General features: G+C 35.5%; 16 protein-coding genes. 4 read left to right on the top strand and 12 right to left on the bottom strand.

Going from position 1 to position 18946, the window contains the following annotated elements; all coding sequences use genetic code 11:
* The 6 genes from PLA12_03090 to fliM all read right to left on the bottom strand — a co-directional run.
* A partial coding sequence (locus PLA12_03090; GenBank protein HOQ31477.1) for a hypothetical protein occupies nt 1–622 on the bottom strand: 622 nt, incomplete at its 3' end.
* Between the two features lie 46 nt (nt 623–668).
* The gene (locus PLA12_03085; protein ID HOQ31476.1) at nt 669–1466 is read right to left on the bottom strand and encodes a hypothetical protein; all 798 of its coding nucleotides are present in this window, start codon (nt 1464–1466) and stop codon (nt 669–671) included.
* A gap of 195 nt (nt 1467–1661) precedes the next feature.
* The gene (locus tag PLA12_03080) at nt 1662–1826 is read right to left on the bottom strand and encodes a hypothetical protein (GenBank protein ID HOQ31475.1); all 165 of its coding nucleotides are present in this window, start codon (nt 1824–1826) and stop codon (nt 1662–1664) included.
* Nucleotides 1827–1830: 4 nt separating this feature from the next.
* Nucleotides 1831–2589: a FliA/WhiG family RNA polymerase sigma factor gene (locus PLA12_03075; GenBank protein HOQ31474.1), complete on the bottom strand. Its 759-nt coding sequence runs from the start codon at nt 2587–2589 to the stop codon at nt 1831–1833.
* Nucleotides 2586–3524: a flagellar motor switch protein FliN gene (fliN, locus tag PLA12_03070; GenBank protein ID HOQ31473.1), complete on the bottom strand. Its 939-nt coding sequence runs from the start codon at nt 3522–3524 to the stop codon at nt 2586–2588. Before fliN ends, PLA12_03075 begins: the two co-directional genes overlap by 4 nt.
* A gap of 13 nt (nt 3525–3537) precedes the next feature.
* Entirely contained in the window at nt 3538–4542 is a 1005-nt protein-coding gene (gene fliM / locus PLA12_03065) for a flagellar motor switch protein FliM (protein HOQ31472.1), read from the bottom strand.
* Nucleotides 4543–5434: 892 nt separating this feature from the next.
* Here fliM and PLA12_03060 point away from each other — a divergent pair.
* From PLA12_03060 to PLA12_03050, 3 genes are all read left to right on the top strand, one after another.
* Entirely contained in the window at nt 5435–6781 is a 1347-nt protein-coding gene (locus PLA12_03060) for a metallophosphoesterase family protein (protein HOQ31471.1), read from the top strand.
* A gap of 106 nt (nt 6782–6887) precedes the next feature.
* Complete coding sequence (locus PLA12_03055; protein ID HOQ31470.1) at nt 6888–8189, top strand: pyridoxal phosphate-dependent aminotransferase; 1302 nt, start codon at nt 6888–6890, stop codon at nt 8187–8189.
* Between the two features lie 93 nt (nt 8190–8282).
* Nucleotides 8283–10934, top strand: coding sequence for a PAS domain S-box protein (locus PLA12_03050; protein HOQ31469.1), 2652 nt, complete (start codon nt 8283–8285; stop codon nt 10932–10934).
* 8 nt (nt 10935–10942) lie between these two features.
* Here PLA12_03050 and PLA12_03045 read toward each other — a convergent pair whose 3' ends face one another.
* From PLA12_03045 to PLA12_03025, 5 genes are all read right to left on the bottom strand, one after another.
* A complete protein-coding gene (locus PLA12_03045; protein HOQ31468.1) occupies nt 10943–11668 on the bottom strand; it encodes a DUF434 domain-containing protein in 726 nt (241 codons plus the stop codon).
* Between the two features lie 24 nt (nt 11669–11692).
* Nucleotides 11693–12064 (bottom strand): hypothetical protein, encoded by a 372-nt coding sequence (locus PLA12_03040; protein HOQ31467.1) that lies wholly within the window; start codon nt 12062–12064, stop codon nt 11693–11695.
* 38 nt (nt 12065–12102) lie between these two features.
* Nucleotides 12103–12570, bottom strand: coding sequence for an SsrA-binding protein SmpB (gene smpB, locus PLA12_03035; protein HOQ31466.1), 468 nt, complete (start codon nt 12568–12570; stop codon nt 12103–12105).
* A gap of 37 nt (nt 12571–12607) precedes the next feature.
* Complete coding sequence (gene tolB / locus PLA12_03030) at nt 12608–13939, bottom strand: Tol-Pal system beta propeller repeat protein TolB (protein ID HOQ31465.1); 1332 nt, start codon at nt 13937–13939, stop codon at nt 12608–12610.
* Between the two features lie 104 nt (nt 13940–14043).
* Complete coding sequence (locus tag PLA12_03025) at nt 14044–14871, bottom strand: TonB C-terminal domain-containing protein (GenBank protein ID HOQ31464.1); 828 nt, start codon at nt 14869–14871, stop codon at nt 14044–14046.
* 582 nt (nt 14872–15453) lie between these two features.
* On the opposite strand from PLA12_03025, the gene PLA12_03020 reads away from it, so the two are divergent.
* The gene (locus tag PLA12_03020; GenBank protein ID HOQ31463.1) at nt 15454–16635 is read left to right on the top strand and encodes a glycosyltransferase family 39 protein; all 1182 of its coding nucleotides are present in this window, start codon (nt 15454–15456) and stop codon (nt 16633–16635) included.
* Here the strand turns inward: PLA12_03020 and pbpC are convergent, their stop codons facing one another.
* Entirely contained in the window at nt 16636–18879 is a 2244-nt protein-coding gene (gene pbpC / locus PLA12_03015; protein HOQ31462.1) for a penicillin-binding protein 1C, read from the bottom strand.
* Nucleotides 18880–18946 lie beyond the last annotated feature (67 nt).

Genomic DNA, 18946 nt, shown 5'->3' with positions numbered 1-18946 from the left:
ACAACTGCTTTTCAAAAATTATATATTGTATTTGTTGTTTTAAATAATCATTAATGACTTGCCATTCTATCTTTCCCCCTGAGGAAAAAGTAACATATTCAGGAAATACTTTCAACCATGAAAAGTCTAAAATTCCTTTATCTACGGCCTCTTGAATAATCTTATTTATACGAAAAAGCAAATGGCTTACAGTATTTTCTTCACTAAACCATTCATTAAATAGTTTAACTATAAAATCTGCCTTACCTATTAGTTCAGGATTTTGATTAATAATCTTTTGAACAAGTTCTTGAATAACACTATTTTTATCTGAAAAATCAATCGGTTTCTGTAAGGATATATCAGAGGCTTGTGTGGGTAAAGTATCTGTTACAGGTTCTTCCATTAACTCAATTTTCATTTCATATCCCCGAGATTTTGGTAAAATTCGGATTTGAATCCACCTACCTTCAGCCAATTCTATATCTTTAGGCAAAGGGATACGAACACCTTTCCATTCGACCCATTTCCCCTCATTACTACTACGGACCATACCCTGTATCACTTCATTTTCAAAATTTTTTATCCACGAATACAGAGATGGTGTATTACTTAGTGGAGTAAGAGGTATTTCATTCAGCATTTTTTATACCTGAAAAATAATTTCAATATTTTTTTTTACTCTTTCTTTATTCTTTACTGCTTTTAGAAATTGCAAGACTTAAAATGAGACGAACTTCCCCCTTGGTTTTTCCCAACTCTTTAGCAATTTCACTGGTAGTCATTCCTGCATTATGATATTCCAGCACCATTTTCTGAATAGGGGTTAATTCATCCTTCCTATCCATATTATTTCGAACAGATATTTGTGATTTCTCTTCCTCTATCTGATTTTGTTTACCTGACAAACCTACTAAAGAATGATATGCATTTTGAATATCTTCTTGTTCTTTACTTAAACTTATTAAAATCTCATTATCTTCTTTCTCATTTATTTCTTTAATCTCCTCTGATGGAATTTCCTGTAATTTGTCTTTGTTATCTTCTATTTTCTCGTTTATTTCTTCACACACAGATTCTGCCTCTATAATAGAAATTGTTCCTACAGATTTAACATCTCTTATAGAAGTATCTGATAATACATTTTTTTGGCAGACAATCCTATCAATTTGTTCCTGCAATTCTTTAAGTTTTTGAGATTGCTCACATATTTCCTGTTGTATTTGCTTCATTTTATTCTGGGCTTCATTCACTACACCCCGAACCAATGATAATTTTTCTTCTATTTGTCCATTGAATTCTTTTGCTAAGATTTTTTGTTCCGAAACCACATCCCTCAAAGTCTGGAAAACCATGGCTAATTCGCTGATTTCTATCCGCCGATGTTCCTGAAGTCTTCTTGTATGGCGGTCGTTATATACATAGTAAAATAAGCATAATACAACAATGAAAACACCCAACCATGTAATTACAACCAATAATGTCATTACTATTAACCTGTATTTTCAATTTTGTAGTTATGCTTGTAAATCCAGATGATAACCATCACCTTTTTTATCTTCATAAGTTTCCATAACTTCTTCATTCGGAGATAATTCTTTCCTTTCCTCCTTGGTCTGTTTTTTTCTACGACCTAAAAAAGGATTTTTTCGCTTGAGTTCTGTCTCTACCTGTTCACTTTTCTATTGCATCTCTTTCACTTGTGTTTCGTCAACCACCCGATGTTGTTCCTCATTTAAGGATTGACGAACCTGCCCTAATAAAGAAGCTCTGTCGGAAATTTGTTGAATTCGTTCTGCGAGATTTGCTCGCAAAATCTCTGTATTGGGGTCTATAGGCATTGGCATAAAATCACACCCACGATTTTACTAATTCGCGTAATGTTTTAATGGCATTGGCATGAATTTGACAAACTCGGGATTCGGAAACTTGAAGGACTTCACCAATTTCCTTCAAAGTTAATTCCTCATAATAATATAGATGGAGCACTTTTTGCTGCTGTTCCGGGAGTTTCATAATCGCTTCTACAAGCAATTCCTGTAATTCTTTTTGACGAGCCACTTCTTCCGGAGAAGGGTAGAACGCATCTGTATTTATTTCTCTTGTCCGCTCGGCTCCATCATCCTCCGAAATAGCAAAATGGTCTAAAGAAAGGACTTGAACTGTTTGCAAATTAGCAACTGTTTCTTCTATATGTTCCGAACTTACTCCCAAAGCCTCAGCAATATCCTGGATTGTAGGTTCCCCTCCTTTTTCATGTCTCAACTTTTCAGAAACGGCACCTACCCTACGCGCCATGCTTCTCAAAGAACGCGGTGCCCAATCCAGAGACCGTATCTGGTCTAAAATTGTTCCGCGTATGCGGATAGACGCATAGGTATTAAACCGCGTTTCCTGCTTGTAATCATATCGTTCCATAGCATCCAGCAACCCCACAATTCCCCAGCCAATCAAATCATCTAAATCTATGGAGGGAGGCACATGAATGGCAATCCTGCCTGCAATAAATCGGACCATAGGCATATATTTGAATATTAATGCCTCGCGTGCTGATTCATCATTGTCTTCTTTATATTTTTGCCAGAGTATTTTTTCTTCGCTGATACTCATTGTAAACTTTCTATCCGTTCTTGTGGACTTACAATTTCTGTTATTCGAATACCGAATTTTTCATCAACAATAACCACATCTCCTTTGGCTATCAACTTATTATTTACATATAACTCAATAGGACTGTCAACCTCATGCCCGATATTGATTACAGACCCGGGACCTAAACTCAATACCGTTGCTAAAGGCATTTCTACACTCCCTAACCGGGCTGTGGCTTCTACCTGAATATCTAAAATAACATCTAAATTACGGTATCCCGAATCTGTTGTTTTTTTACTCACGGGGCTTACTCCTGTAGTTGGTGTTTCGTTCTTTGTTGCTGTTCTTACAACTTCCTTGTTAATAAACGATTCTATTTCTTCCTGTGTCAACATTGTCTCTTTGGCATCTATCTTTTCCTCATCTATAGGAAACCATGCTTTCAGAAGATTATCTAATAATACTATCCAAGGAAACGAAAAATTTATACTACTTTCTACAGTAACAGAGCCATAGATAACGGGTTCTTGAATCTGGGAATAAACCGATGAATCAAATATCTCTTTATCTTTAAATATTCTTGTAGATTCGAACTGCACTACACCTTTCCCGACTGATTGCGACAGGGAACTTAAAGCGCCTCCTAAAAAAGCATCTCCTAAATCTTTTAAGGTACGGATAACAGTTTCATTTATTTCTTCAGGGACTGTTCCTTCAATAGACCCTACTAATGCCCGAGCATCGTTACTATGGAGACATAACAATAAAACACCTTGATTTTTTTCAATTTTTCCCCAGAGTGTAATATTCTGTTCTTCTATAATAGATTTAACATCCTCTATTCCGATAATTTTTGTTTCCTGAACATTATACTTATTTCCACTCGTTCCTAAAGATAACAGGACATCATCAAAACCTTTGAAAAATAAATCAATGATTTCTTTTAATTTCATTGAAAATCTCCCTTTACAAATAACTTTCAGGATTTTTCTCATCCCGAATTATGGAACATATACGCAATGCCATTTCTTCTCCTCTTCTACCTATTATCCCTTTTAATTTCGGTAAACCTTCAATTTCCACAACAATAGGCTCTTCTACATTTTTGTTTAATACTAAAAGGTCCCCCTTTTTTAATTGAAGTATATCATTCATCTCTATATTTACTCTTCCTAAAATAGTATCTAATTTAATAGGCGCATTTAATAGATGTTTTAATAACATAATTCGTGTCATCTCTGCCTCTTCGGGACTGACTCGATGGGCATAATGAGCCATCTTTGAAATTTGGTCTAAAAGAGGATTTAGTACCATCAAAGGAATACAAAAATTTATAGTCCCTGTATTTTCGCCAATATGTATCTCATAATTAACAAGAATGGTCATTTCACTACCCGTAACAATTTGAACTATCAATGGATCACTTTCTATAGACTCAACACGAGAGTTCAATTCAATAACCTGTTCCCACGCCCTTTTAAGACAGCCTAACATCATTTCCACAATACGCCCAATTATCCGCTCTTCTATTTCTGTCAATTCTCTCAATTCGGGTATTATCTTCCCCTTACCCCCCAACACACGGTCAATGATAGGAAAAACAGCTGTGGGACTTAATTCCAAAATTCCCGCTCCATCTAATGGCGACATATTGACTACAATGAGACAGGTAGGACGGGAAACGGCAAGAATAAACTCATCATAAGTTAACTGGTCAATAGATATTAAGTCCACACGGACTATGGTTCGAAAATAAGGTGGAAGGACAATTGTAAGTTCGCGAGCAAATGATTCAAATATACTTTGCAACCCCTTTAATTGTTCCTTTGAAACCCGTTCCGGCCTGCGAAAATCATAAACACTGATTTTTTGCTCGCTCTCTTGCTCTTCCTTTTTTGTTGTATCAATAGTTCCTGTAGTAACGGAACCTAACAACAAATCTATTTCTTCCTGGCTCAAAATATCTGCCATTATAATAATCCTTTTGTTTGATTATAACTAAAAACTACTCTATTTTTGAAATAAATTACTGTCATAAAATTGATTATAAAATATTCATTCATTTAATGTCTCTATTTTTATTATATCCAATTATTTTGATTATTATCCCTATGTTATTAATATTCCTTTCAAGGTCTTGTGTGGGTTTTTAAATGCTGAACAAAAATAATGAATAAACATCATCTTAAATTCAATATAAAGCCTTTCTGACCTATACGAATCTCCTATCATAAATTTATTTTCAACCATATTTTTCAACCAAATAAGAAGTTTTTTAAGAATAAACTACCAAATTATTTTACTATAATTGATATGTAAATTTTTGTTAAAAAATTTGATTTTATGATTTTTTTGTGCTATAATATGGAGTGAAAGTTGAATAAAAATTAGTGTTATTTGATTTTTATGGATTTTTACACAAAATATTTGTAAACTTTTGAAACTTTTTGGGCGTTTACTGTATAAATAAAATAGATGATTGCTCTTTGAAATTTGAATATCTTCCTGTGAGGAAAGTGAGGTGAGTTTATTAAACTTTGCCCTGCTAAATCTGGCCTTCCTCCCAACCCAGACCACAGGTACAATCAAATTATTACCACACACACAGCCCTCACTACCCTGCACAGTACCCTTCCCAGCGCACGGGCTGCTATCCCCCCCTCCTATGCCTGTTCCGATAGAAAATGCCCGTGCGCAACTTTTTTAAAAACAAAATATTTTAAAACCTCCTTCAATGAACATTTCTTTCCATGCCTATTCCCAATTACTACCATTAATTTTTGAAACCTTTTTTAACTGCCCTGTATCTAATGAATAAGTTAGTTCTTATTTTAATTCCCACCTTTATAGAAAAGGATTTAACATGAAAAGAATCAAAAACTTCAATGTTAGTATTTCTCTTTTTCCCTTCATTCTTTGTCTCATTATTCTGACAACTACCTTATCTATATTTGCAGATGTAAAAACTCCCCCTGATAGGGAAACTCCTTTTCCTGTTACTCAAGTTCCATCACAAATCACGCTTACACTTACTGAAACTCCATCAACCTCTATGAGCATTCAATGGAGCACATCATCGGATGTCAAAGAAGGGGTCGTTGAATGGCATAAAAAAACAGCAAAAAATAATGAACCAACTATAAAAACATCTGCAAATTTCATTTCCATTATTGACCCTCCATTAAAAAATAATCCAGAAATATATCGTTGGTTTGTTACAATAAATACACTGGAACCTGATACAAGTTATGAATATCGTGTAGGTAATCCCCATTTAGAAATTTGGAGCGATTGGTATACTTTTAAAACAGAACCTACTCAGGCAAAAACCTTTTCATTTATTTATTTAGGAGATGCCCAGAACGGGCTGGATGAATGGGGACAATTGCTAAAAAAATCTATTGAAAAATGTCCCGATTGTTCTTTCATCTTGATGGCAGGTGACCTTGTAAATCGAGGAAACGAAAGGGACGATTGGGATGCATTTTTCCACTACGCAGATAATGTTTTTGCTCAATATCCTATAGTTCCAACTATTGGTAATCATGAATACAAATCTAACCCACTTTTACCTAAAATGTACCTCGACTATTTTGTCCTACCTCAAAATGGGCCTACAAACATTACCAGTGAATTTTGTTATTCATTCAAATATCTGAATACACAGTTTATTATTCTAAATGCTAACCACAATCCGGAACAGCAAGTTTCCTGGCTTCAGCAACAACTTTCAGGGTCTTCATCTTTATGGAAATTTTTGCTATTCCATCAACCCCTTTATAGTGCCGCTCCAAAAAGAGATAACAAACACTTAAAAAATGCCTGGCTTCCATTAATAGACCAATACCATGTAGACATCGTATTCCAAGGACATGATCATTCTTATTGGCGAACCTATCCATTAAAAAATGACCAAAAAGTTTCTCCTTCGGAAGGAACCTATTATGTAATCTCTGTCTCGGGAACAAAAGCCTATGAACAACAAGAGAAATCCGAAATTATTGAAACAGCATTTGAAAAAACCCCAACTTATCAAATTATTACTATAGAAAAAGGCACAAGCAATCGGCTTATATATCGTTCTTTTGATAAGGAAGGAACTCAAAGAGACGAGTTTATAATAAACAAACCCACTGTAAGTCGTAATTCTTTTATGAATACATATCCTGTATCAATTGCAGAAGATAAATCCCTTGCTTGCGCATTTTAATTTTTACTCTCCAAAGTTGTAAACTATTACATTCTTAAATCTTTCCTCAACCAATAAAAATCTATTTAATTTATTCAATTACTTTTATTTTTAAAGTGAGGCTTATATGCGTAGAAATATCGTTCATGAAGGTTCTCGTAATTTAAGTTACGAAATCCGAGAAATTGTTGCTATTGCCAATAAAGTAAAAGAATTAGGACAACCTATCACATGGGAAAATATTGGAGACCCCATTGAAAAAGGGGAAGAAATTGCCCCATGGATTAAAGAAATTGTCCACGAAACTATTGATGATTCTCGGACTTATGGCTATTGTGATACCGCAGGTGTTCCCGAAACAAGGATGTTTCTTACAGAAATGGTAAATCAGAGAAGTGGTGGAACAAAAATCAGTCCTGACGATATAATCTTTTTTAATGGGATTGGTGATGCTGTAGCCAAAGTTTATGGCTTCTTAAAAAGAGAAGCACGGGTTTTAGGTCCCTCCCCAGCATATAGCACACACTCTTCCGCAGAAGCAGCCCATTCTGGTTATAATCATTTGACATATAAATTAGACCCTTATAACAATTGGATGCCTGATTTATACGATTTAAGGAACAAAGTAAAATATAATGATTCTATTGCAGGTATTCTACTTCTCTCCCCCGACAATCCTACGGGGGCTGTTTATCCTCGTAGTGTGCTGGAAGAAATCTTAAAAATTGCCAGAGAATATGATTTATTTATTATTACCGATGAAATTTACAGTCATATCGTTTTCCCAGGTTATCCCAAAATTCATTTAAGTCAGTGGATTGAAGATGTACCGGGAATTGCTATGAGAGGAATAAGCAAAGAATTTCCCTGGCCTGGTGCTCGCTGTGGATGGATTGAAGTTTTAAACCGTAAAAAAGACCCTAATTTTTCTGAATATGTAGATAGTTTACTTGCTGCGAAACGATTGGAAGTTTGTTCAACAACATTTCCTCAAATGGTTATTCCCAAAGTCATGGGCGACTCCAGATACCCCCAACATCTCCGTCAGCGTGCTTCTATATTTAGTAACAGAGCCGATGAATTAATGGAAAATTTTCGTGGGTGTCCTTACATTGTTTTAAACAGACCCGGCGGTGCATTCTATGCAACAATCATGTTTAAAGAAAATGTCTTGAATAGTCATCAAACCCTACCTATCGAAAACAAAAAGGTTAAAGAATACATAGAAACCATTGTAGAAAAAGCACCCCCTGACAAACGATTTGTTTATTATCTCATGGGTTCGACAGGCATTGTAGTTGTTCCCCTTAGCGGTTTCCAATCCAATTACCCCGGCTTCCGAATAACATTATTAGAAACAGATGATACCAAACGAAACTGGATTATGAAAACACTTCGACAAGCAGTTGATACCTATGTCAATAGTTAAATACTTAACTATTCCAAATCAAATAAAAATTATAATTTTCTTCCTATATTCATATATAATAGTAAGAAACACAATTAAATAAGTTGGCTTTTTATGCAAACTCCATTTTTACCTAAATTCTTTTCGATAGATATAGACGAGGAAGGAAGAATAAAGCAGATAAAATCAGACGAACCGGATTTTCTAAATTTAGATTTTAAAGAATTTGAAAATACTTATCTTATAGACTATGTCTTTGAACCCCAAAAAGAAACATTTAAGAAGTTCTTACAAAGTTACAAAAATCAGGATATTCCATCTGACAAACATTTAGGGTTCTGGTTCCATAATAGAAAAAACAAGTATTTTTGGTGTCAATTATCTATTACAAAACCCGAATTAAATTCCCAAAAAGAAAACTTTATCTTGTATGATTACACTCACCTTCTACCAGAACCTATAAAACCCTTTCATCAACACCCCATAATATATAATTTTATACAAAAATTTAATATCCCAATAGGTATTACTAATATAGCTGGTTATTGGGTTGAGGCGAATCCTGCTTTATGTTCCTTATTTGGATATACAAAAGAAGAATTATCAAAACTTACATGGCAAGACTTAACGACACCTGAAAATCTTGACCAGGAACTAACTCTTTTTCAAGAAGTAATCAATCAACCTTTTTCATCCATTAACAAAACATTCACATTCGAGAAATATTATATAAAAAAAGACCGCTCTCCTTTTAGGGCTCTTGTTCATTTAGTCCCAATTCCAGAAAGCAACTCGGATTCACTTTATGGTTTTTTCGTTTGTTTTGAGAATTTAGATGAAAGAAGAAAAAAAGATGATGAAATAGAAGAAACAATGAAGTTTATACGGATTGTTTTAGATTTATTACCCGTTCGTGTTTTCTGGAAAGATATAAATCTTCATTATTTAGGTTGTAATCTTGCTTTTGCAAAAGATGCAGGTAAAAAAAGTCCAGAAGAAATTATCGGTAAAACAGATTATGAATTACCGTGGAAACCCGAAGCAGAATTCTACCGAAAAGATGACCGTGAGGTTATCGAATCGGGTAAACCTAAAATATTTTATGAAGAGCCACAAACAACTCCTGATGGAAAACAAATTTGGTTACGGACAAGTAAAATACCCCTTTTAGGTTCAGGAGGTATCCCCTATGGCGTATTAGGGATATATGAGGATATAACAGAATTCAAATCATTAATAAATACCCTCAATGAAACCATGTCATTATTAAAGACTTTGATAGATTCTGCACCCATAGGAATTATTGCAATCAACGAAGAAGGGAACATTGAATTCTGGAATAAAGTCAGTGAAGAAATATTAGGATGGAATATAGACGAAGTTATGTCCAAGTCTATAGAAAATTTTGCCCCTGAATTAAATAAACAGATTTCTCAAAGTGAAGAAACCCATCCCTTATTAGAAATTGAAGTAATAGAAAAAAACAGACAAGGGAACCCGTTGACTTTGCGAGTTATCCATCGTGTTATTCGTTTCTCGAATAGAAGTCCTCTGCTTCTTATACTATTTAGGGATATTTCAGAAATCAAAAAAATGCAGGAAGAAAAAGAACAGTTCCAAAAGCAGCTTCAATACACACAAAAATTAGAAAGTTTAGGTATCTTATCAAGTTCTGTAGCCCATGATTTTAATAACTACCTTATGGCAATTATGGGACATGCGGAATTAGCCAAGGAAGAAATAAATAATCCCTCTGCCATCCAAAATTATCTCCTGCACATGGAAGAAGTCATAAAAAATGCAGGGGAATTATGCCGACAGTTACTTACTTTTGCCGGAAAAAAGCAAGAATCTCATCAACCCTGTAACCTAAATTTTATTATCAAGGAATCTGAAAATTTATTAAAAGTCAGTATCTCCAAAAAAATATTATTAGATATATCTCTTGCTCCGGATATTCCCCTTATCAATGGAGAAACGGGACAACTGCGTTCTGTGCTTCTTAATCTTGTTATTAATGCATCTGATGCCATAGGAAATCGGAGTGGTATCATTCGAATAAAAACCGGGGTCATAGATTTTACAGAAAGTTATATTCGCACCACTTGGTTTCAGGAAAAAATTGAAAAGAAAAAGTATGTATACCTCGAAGTATCTGATAATGGAATTGGAATGTCTCCGGAAACCCTATCAAAAATATTTGACCCCTTCTTTACTACAAAAGAGAAGGGTAGAGGTTTAGGTTTATCCACTATTTTGGGCATTCTTCGTTCTCATAACGGAACAATCAAGGTTTATAGTGAAGTAGGAATAGGGACTACATTTAAACTATTCTTCCCTGTTATAGAAGAAATAGCAAAACCTCAGCAAGAGGAAATAGAGGATTTAACCTCATGGAAAGGAACAGGGCTTATCCTCTTTGCAGATGACGAACCTACTGTTTTACAAGTTACCACTAAAATGATTGAAAAACTTGGATTTACTGTAATTACAGCCAGAGATGGTCGTGAAGCACTTCAACTCTTTAATAAACATAAAAATAAACTTTCAGCCGTCATTTTGGATATAACAATGCCTCATTTAGATGGAACCGATGTTGCCCGAACCATTCGCTCTGAATTCCCCAATCTTCCCATTTTCCTAAGCTCAGGATTTTCACATCATACACTCAACGAAGGCGATTTAGACTTCCCTATTCAAGGTTTTATGACAAAACCCTATAATATCACTACTCTTATCAAAAATTTAAAAAATTATTTAAAATAACCCCATTCCTACTTAGATTCTGTCGAAAAATCAAGTATTCTTAATGCTCCCCACAAATTTTTTATATTTCGTGAAACGAAATTCAACCAACAAGAAACCCTATCAAGAATCCAGCTATCTGAAGAAATAGCAATACCCTTTCTCTCTACAATTTCGTAATCCGGATTATTCACAACTTCTACTTTACAGTTCCATCCTCTTTCATTAAAGTTCCCTTCAATTAACTGGGCTAATCTTTTACTATTAGATATAGGTTTATCTAAAAACCAGATTACATCGGAAGGCTCAAAAATAGATAAGTGTTCTCCTATCCAATGAATAGCAGGAACAGTCTCTTCAACCTTGTGATAAGTACCGTGCAAACTGGCTATATCGCGAATACAACCATCTCTCCCACAAATTAATATTCCACCCGATAATAAACTTTCTACAGTAATTAACAGATTATATCCGTCAATAAGAAATTGCTCGCCTTTTTTAACATACTCTCCAACTTCATTCCTTTTACGAATTTCTAAAGAAGTGTCGGAACATACCGCCCTTTGAATTACCAGTCTTTGTCGACTTTTTAGTTGATAATGGTCACCAACTACTTTCACCGCTATTTTTTCTGAGTAACCCCGTGTATAGAGATAGGATAGGTCTTTTACGGCTTTTCTCAATAGAACCATCTGTTCGGGAGAAAATAATTTTTCATCTTCCGGGTTTTTTCCCCGATGTCGTTGATGGCTCATTTTTTAATTACTGATATTATTTAGTTATGGGTTTTCTGATGGTTTAGGAGCATTGTTAATACTCAACGGGTCATCATCATCCTGAGCAAGCCAGAACTCTTTCCATTCCTGTTTCCATTCGTTTTCCGTCTCTTTTAAATAGGCAATAATACCCCAATACACCTCTTCATAATTAAATTGCAAAGGTTCACTGAATGTTTCTTTCCATGTATTCCTCCGCACAATACCATAAAAAGTAGATAACTTCCGTAAATGTTTTTCAACTGCTCTATAAGGGCTATAAACTCCGGAGATTTTTAAGAATGCTGAAGGGGTCATAGAACCAATATACTGAACCCAGAAATCTTTAGGTTCCCACTTAATCGGATTTACTCTTTTCTGTTCATTTATTTCCATAGTTAACCTCCATCAGTTTAAAAACATCAAACAAACATTCATCGGTATCTTTTTACAACCCGTTCCATTTCTCGCTGTGTTTCCTTCTTTTTTATATCTTCTCGTTTATCAATAACCTTCTTACCACGCCCCAATCCTATCTCTACTTTTACCAGACCATTCTTAAAATAAACTCGTAACGGAATGAGAGTTAGCCCTTTTTCTTCAATCCTCTTGCCTAAACGAAGGATTTCGCGTTTATGAAGTAATAATTTTCTCTTACGATGGGGGTCATGATTCAAGATATTCCCCTGTTCATAGGGACGAATATAAGCATTAACAAGGAATAATTCGCCTTCTTCATAATCCACATAAGCATCCTGTATGGACATACTACCCGATGTTCTTAGAGACTTTACCTCTGTGCCTTTTAATGCAATTCCTGCTTCATATCGCTCGAATATTTCATAATCAAAATGAGCACGGCGATTTTGAACGATTAATTTTTCTCCACTGTGCCGTGGCATAATCTAAACCTTTACTATTTATTATCTCTTACCAATCCTATTTGCTATCGCTTTTCATGCGGGGTCCCCAAGACGGTCCCTGGGCTTCCATCTTTAAATTAGGGATATGTCGTTCTTCCCCTGTCTTCACATTTACAGCCCATAATTCCCATCGTCCATTTCTTGTAGAGCAAAACATCACATGTCGCGAGTCTGGTGACCATGTAGGAGACTCATTATTACCATAGGAATTCGTTAATCTTCGCGGATTAGCACCATCCGCATCCATTACATAAATTTCAAAACCTTCACCCCTCTGCTCCACAACATAGGCAATCATTTTTCCATCTGGAGACCATGCGGGGTCATACGAATTTCCTCCTTGATAGGAAATACGACGGGCATCACTACCATCAACGCCCATAACATAAATCTGGGGATTTCCACCCCGGTCGCTGACAAATGCAATTCTTGACCCATCCGGAGAAATACACGGAGAAGTGTCTGCATCTTTATTTCTTGTAATACGAACGGGATTACTCCCATCCATATTACGGATATAAATTTCCATATTTGCGTCTTTACTTAAAGTCATCGCCAACCGATTGCCATCAGGAAACCATGATGGCGCTGAATTCAATCCCACCTCTTTTGATAATGGCGTAACCTTGCCTGTTAAACGGTCAAAGACATAAAGAAAGGAATACCTATCTTTATAGGAAAGATATGCAATCTTCATTCCATCTGGAGAAACTTTAGGTTTTATTGAAATAGACCCATGTTCTGTAATTTGTTTTACATTGGCTCCATCATAATCTGCGATAAATAATTCTTTATTTTTCCCTACAATACCTGTAAAGCAAATCTGACTTGTTCCCGACCCGGGGATTCCATCAACAAAAGCAATTACCTCCTCAGAAAATCGGTGCGATGCCAAACGAGAGTTAGAAATATCAACACGAACCTCTTTCCCTACCACCTGATTACTTGAAAGAAGGTCTAATAGACGAAATTGGCATACATATTTCCCGTCTTCTTTCTTGACAAAACCATACAATAAAAATTCTGCTTTCGTAGCACGCCATGCATCAAAATTAATGCTTGCCACATCTTTGTCCAAAGCAACAAATCCAACTGGATAGCGTTCCCGCGGCAGTAAAATAAATAATCCTGAAAATTCAAGGTCATAAGCCATTACTTCTGACAATTCCACAGCAACACCACTCAAATCAGGAGTATCTGGACAAAAAGGTGGAACCGCAACCAAAATCCTTCTATCCACTCCTCTAACAGATTGAAGGCGAATTGCGTCCTGTGCCATTACATCAAATATTATTCCAACTAATAAAAAAGATAATAACATTATGATAAATAATTGATTATTTCTCATTGGCAACTCCTTTACTTAAATCTAATAAATTATTATTCAGAAGTATTATATCTAAAAATAAACCCTGTTTACATTTAAGATTTGTGTCCCTATTATAATCTCAACTACTCTAAAGAAAAGGCATAAACAACGAGTTGTTCATCTTTGTTAAAACCATCTGGGAAACGAGGAAAGGGAGCCGCAAGTAGTATGGCCCTTACTCCGGATGCTCCTAATTCAGGGTCACTGGCTTGTTTTGTAACCACGGGTTGTTCAATCAGTTCACCATTCCTATTTACCCAGAAAGAAACCTCTGCAACATTATTTTCCTTATCAATCTTCACACCACTCGGAATTTCCCATGCATATTCTATCTTTCTTTGCACCTGTCTCGCCCACCATTCTAATTCCGGAGGTAAAGGATTGGCTACCTGTGCTTTGGGAGCAGAAGGAGCAGTGGTAGGTTCAGGCTTAGGAGTTGGCTCTTGTTTTTTGGGAGGGGGTTGCTCCTTCTTGGGTTCGGGTTTCTCCTTCGGTTTTTCTTCAGGAGGTTTTTTCTCTGGTTTGGGTTTCAGTTTCGGCTCCGGTTTGGGTTCGGGCTTCGGTTCAGGTTTTGGTTCTGGCTTGGGTTCAGGTTTTAATTCAGGTTTGGGTGGTTCGGGTTTAGGTTCGGGTTTCGGTTCGGGTTTCGGTGGTTCGGGCTTAGGTGGCTCTGGCTTCGGTGGTTCCGGTTTCGGAGGTTCCGGTGGGGTTTCTTGTGTTATAGGTTTATCCGGGACAGGATTTTCTAACGAAACTTGAAAAACTAAAGGTATCGGTTCTGGTGTCTTAAATTTATAAAAATAAAATGGAACAAATATAACAATATGGAAAAGTATCGAGAACAAAAACGCCTGGCGAATTCTTCTCGAATCTTTGTTTTTCTTCCAATATTCCTGATATAACCGTTGCATCGCTAATAATATCTTCCCTCCTTGGGAACATTATAATATCATAAAATAACTGCTTTTTACTTGTTTCCTTTTTTTCTTTTATAGTATTTATGTTTATTTCTGAAAAAAAGTTCTTATCGGTATATAAAAACACAATATATGATTTTTATATAAACGAAAAATTTCAAGTGAAACATAGACACCTATTAGAAACAAATACAAAAATATATTTGGGATATAAGGCAAAATATGAAAATAGAGAATGAAATAATTTATCTCCCTATGTTTCTGTCCTTACTTTTAATTTATTTCCTAATGGTTTCTCTATTTTATTTAGTGGGAATTGAGCCTATTTATCGTCATATTACGCCCTTTTATGCATTATGGAAACCTATTTATCCCTCTCTTCTTCGTTCATTACAATTACCCTTTTTTATAATAATTGGAGGTTTTTCTGTCCTCTACTTAAACCATAAAATCTACAAAATAATGGTTGCCCTCTTTTGCTCTATCTTTTTATTATGCTCCTCCTATATTCAGGATAAAACACTTTCTTTTCAAATTTTCAACAATATTTTTTTATTTCTTCTTATAACCGTTTCCATGTCACTTTTCATAAAAGTTATATCAAATAAAAACTTAGAAGAGAATAAAAAAATAGGACTTATTCTCCTGAGAATATACCTGTTTTACATTTTATTTTCCATAGAAGTAGCGAGTATCCGTGATGGATTAACGGCAATAGCCCAACCATACCAACGGACAAAATATGAATATATTGGAGACATCGGAATTACCAAAAATATCTTTGAACTTTTTAGCCGTTATCATGAGATACAACCTCATTTATCCTTACATGGAAGATTGGCACCACCGGGACCTTTATCTTTACTCTGGTTTTGCTCTTATCTCATAGGAAAATCTCCGATGTCCCTCTCGCTTTTTACTATATTTTTTGGTGGACTGGCAATATTCCCATTATTCCTATGGATAAAAGAATTAACATACAATAATACGAAAACAGCAATCATAGGGACATTTCTCTATACTCTTATTCCTTCATTAGTGCTCTTTTGTGCCACATCTACCGAAATTTTATATATGCCATTTCTATTTCTCTCTTTATGGACATTTGAAAAATCAATAAATAAATCTTCCATCCCTTTTATATTTATATCCGGTATATCCTTTGCTATTTTATCCCTTTTCAAATTTACTTTGCTTTCAATAGGGATATACTTTCTTCTTCGTGGTATCATTGTTTTTCTTAAAAAGCAATCTTCTTTTTCCCGACTAATCATATGGGCTGTTTGTATGCTTATAGGCTTTTTTTCGTTTTATTTTATCCTCTATTTCATTACAGGTTACAGACCTATTCAGGTATTTTTTCAAGCACAAAAAATGTTTCAAGAAGACATACAATCTCTCCAAATTATTGCTCCTCGTTACTCTTTATGGTGGTTCAAGTTATTTACTCCTCTAACCTGGGCATATTTCACAGGAATTCCTATACTCTTTGGTTTTTTGAGACAAATAGGGACAAAAAACAGACAAGAACAATATGAGGTTGTCTTATTTTTAACTACATTACTAATCTTAACTCTTGCATACATTGCCCCCGGAGAAGGAGAACGCTCTGCTTTATATGTATTCCCCTTCTTCCTTGTCCCCTCATTACACTTCTGGCATAATCGTTTTAACAATAGCAATACTCTGGGCGTGATTATTCTTTTCTTAATCTTTCAAACGGTATTAACAGAAGCTTTATTCTACACCTATTGGTAGTTATTTATCTGCATCTGCGATTTTCATAACCCCATCAGGCAAATTCACATCCACATATACCGTATCATTATCCCCTGTAGTATCCAGACAATAAATCTTGTGTTTTCCAAGTGTTAAATTCCACCATAAGGGCTGTTCGTAGGTGCTTTCCCCAATAAAACGGTCATCCACATACCAATATATCTGATGAGAGCTATCCCTTGATGTTCTCAATCGGATACTATTCTGATTGGCAGTGGAACTATATATAAATTTAGAACCATCCGAAGGAGATATTATTTTCAGGGGAAGTTTCGTCTCTAGAACATCACCCGCATTAGAGATAACACCTACCTTTGCTAAATCCCAGTTTTTGCTTTGTGAGGGGAACCTTTCTTTGACTTGGGCAGTATACATATCATAATAGTGAACATCACATATACGAGATAACGGCACATTTTTTGAAACATAAACAGTCTTTTTAGATTTGCAATAGGGATTTGCAGGCAATCCGCTCAAACTACAAACTTCTACAGGGCGAACATCCTCATTTGGGAAATCGGGAAACTCATAACCTTTCTTTTCTGGAAGCAATCGGAATATATCGCAGGCAGTAGGATATGCCGTCAAAGCACCAACCAATTTTGCACTTCCCGTAAATTGGGGATTCCCCATCCACACACCAACAAGATAATGTTTATTAAATACAAAAGCCCATGCATCACGCCGTCCCGAAGATGTTCCCGTTTTCCAACATATACGAACAGGCTCTCTTGATAACCGAACTGTATCTTTTGATACTTCACCTACTAACTTGTTTTCCAGCATCTTATAAAGCACAGAAACAGTCCCACGGTCAAATACTTGAACAGATATATCTTCCTGCCCATCATCAAAATATTTAATCCGTTTAAAAAGTCCTTCGTTGGCTAAACAGAAATATGCTTGCATCATATTTTCCATATTTACTTCACAATTTCCTAATACAACCCCTAAGCCTGATTTAAAGATATTCGAATTATATTTCAGTAAATTAAGCCCTGATTTCTCTAATTTATCTATGAATGGAAGCGTTCCTGTCCTTTGCATAAGAATAACAGCGGGGATATTCAATGAGTATCTCAAAGCAGTAGTTGCATCTATAAAACCGTGAAATATTTCATCAAAATTTTTAGGAGTATAGTTACCTACATCAAAATCAGAATCATATAGAACTTCCTCAGAAAACAACAGTCCTTTTTCCATTGCCAGACAATATAAAAAAGGTTTCAACGCAGACCCCGGAGAACGCGGTATACTGCAAAAATCCAAATAACTGACGGGAATTCTTGGTCTTCTTGATATACCCCCCACTCGTGCCAATATCTCTCCAGAAGAAATATCCACAACCATAGCAGAAGCCATAGCAATCTCCGGACTCCACTGCTGAACTTTCTTCTTTAACAAATCTTCTACCTGAACCTGAATATCATAATCTATGAAAGTCTTTATAGTCTTTTTTTTGTCCCAAAGTTTCTCATTTCCCTCTGCCCAATGTTTACAATAAGCAGGAAAAGGAAAATAATTAACATTTACCCTGCTTTTCACTACTTCTACAAATCGCTTTTCATCAATATAGCCCTCCTCATTCATTCTCTTTAATACGAACCGCATTCTTTGAAGGCTCTGTGAAAGATTTTTATCAGGGCGATATTTCTCCGGTGCCTTAGGAATACCCGCAAGAAGAGCACTCTCATTAATACTCAACATTTCTGCACTTTTCCCAAAATAACGATAAGAAGCCGATTCAACGCCAACTAAATTAGCTCCGTAAGAAACATTGTTTAAATAGGCTTGCAATATTTCTTTTTTAGTTGCATATCTCTCCAAACGCAAAGATTGAACTATCTGAAACAGTTTAAAGTAATATTTACGATAAACAGAATCAGGAATAAGGTCTTTGTTATTTCGGTAATATTGTTTTACTACCTGCATCGTAATTGTAGAAGCCCCGGAAACAACTCGCATCGAAAGTGCGTTCTGAATAATCGCCCTGCATATTGCCACTAAGTCAACACCACGATGATTCCAAAAACGCTGGTCTTCAAGAGCAATGGTTGCTTGAATTAAGTTCGGAGATACCTTATCAATATTGACAGGCAAACACCATTTATCACTTTCATTTAAGCCCACCCACAGCAATTTTCCATCTCTCGACAAAACTTGTGGTGAGTAAGAACCATTCAGAAACTCACGCGGGTTATCAGGACCCTGGGTCCATAACATATAGAAATAATAGGTCACCAATAGAAAGATAAAAATGACGGGTAAAATATATTTATAAAAATATTTT

Source organism: Candidatus Hydrogenedens sp. (genome assembly GCA_035378955.1).
GTDB lineage: Bacteria > Hydrogenedentota > Hydrogenedentia > Hydrogenedentales > Hydrogenedentaceae > Hydrogenedens.
This window is presented reverse-complemented; position numbering and strand designations above follow the sequence as displayed.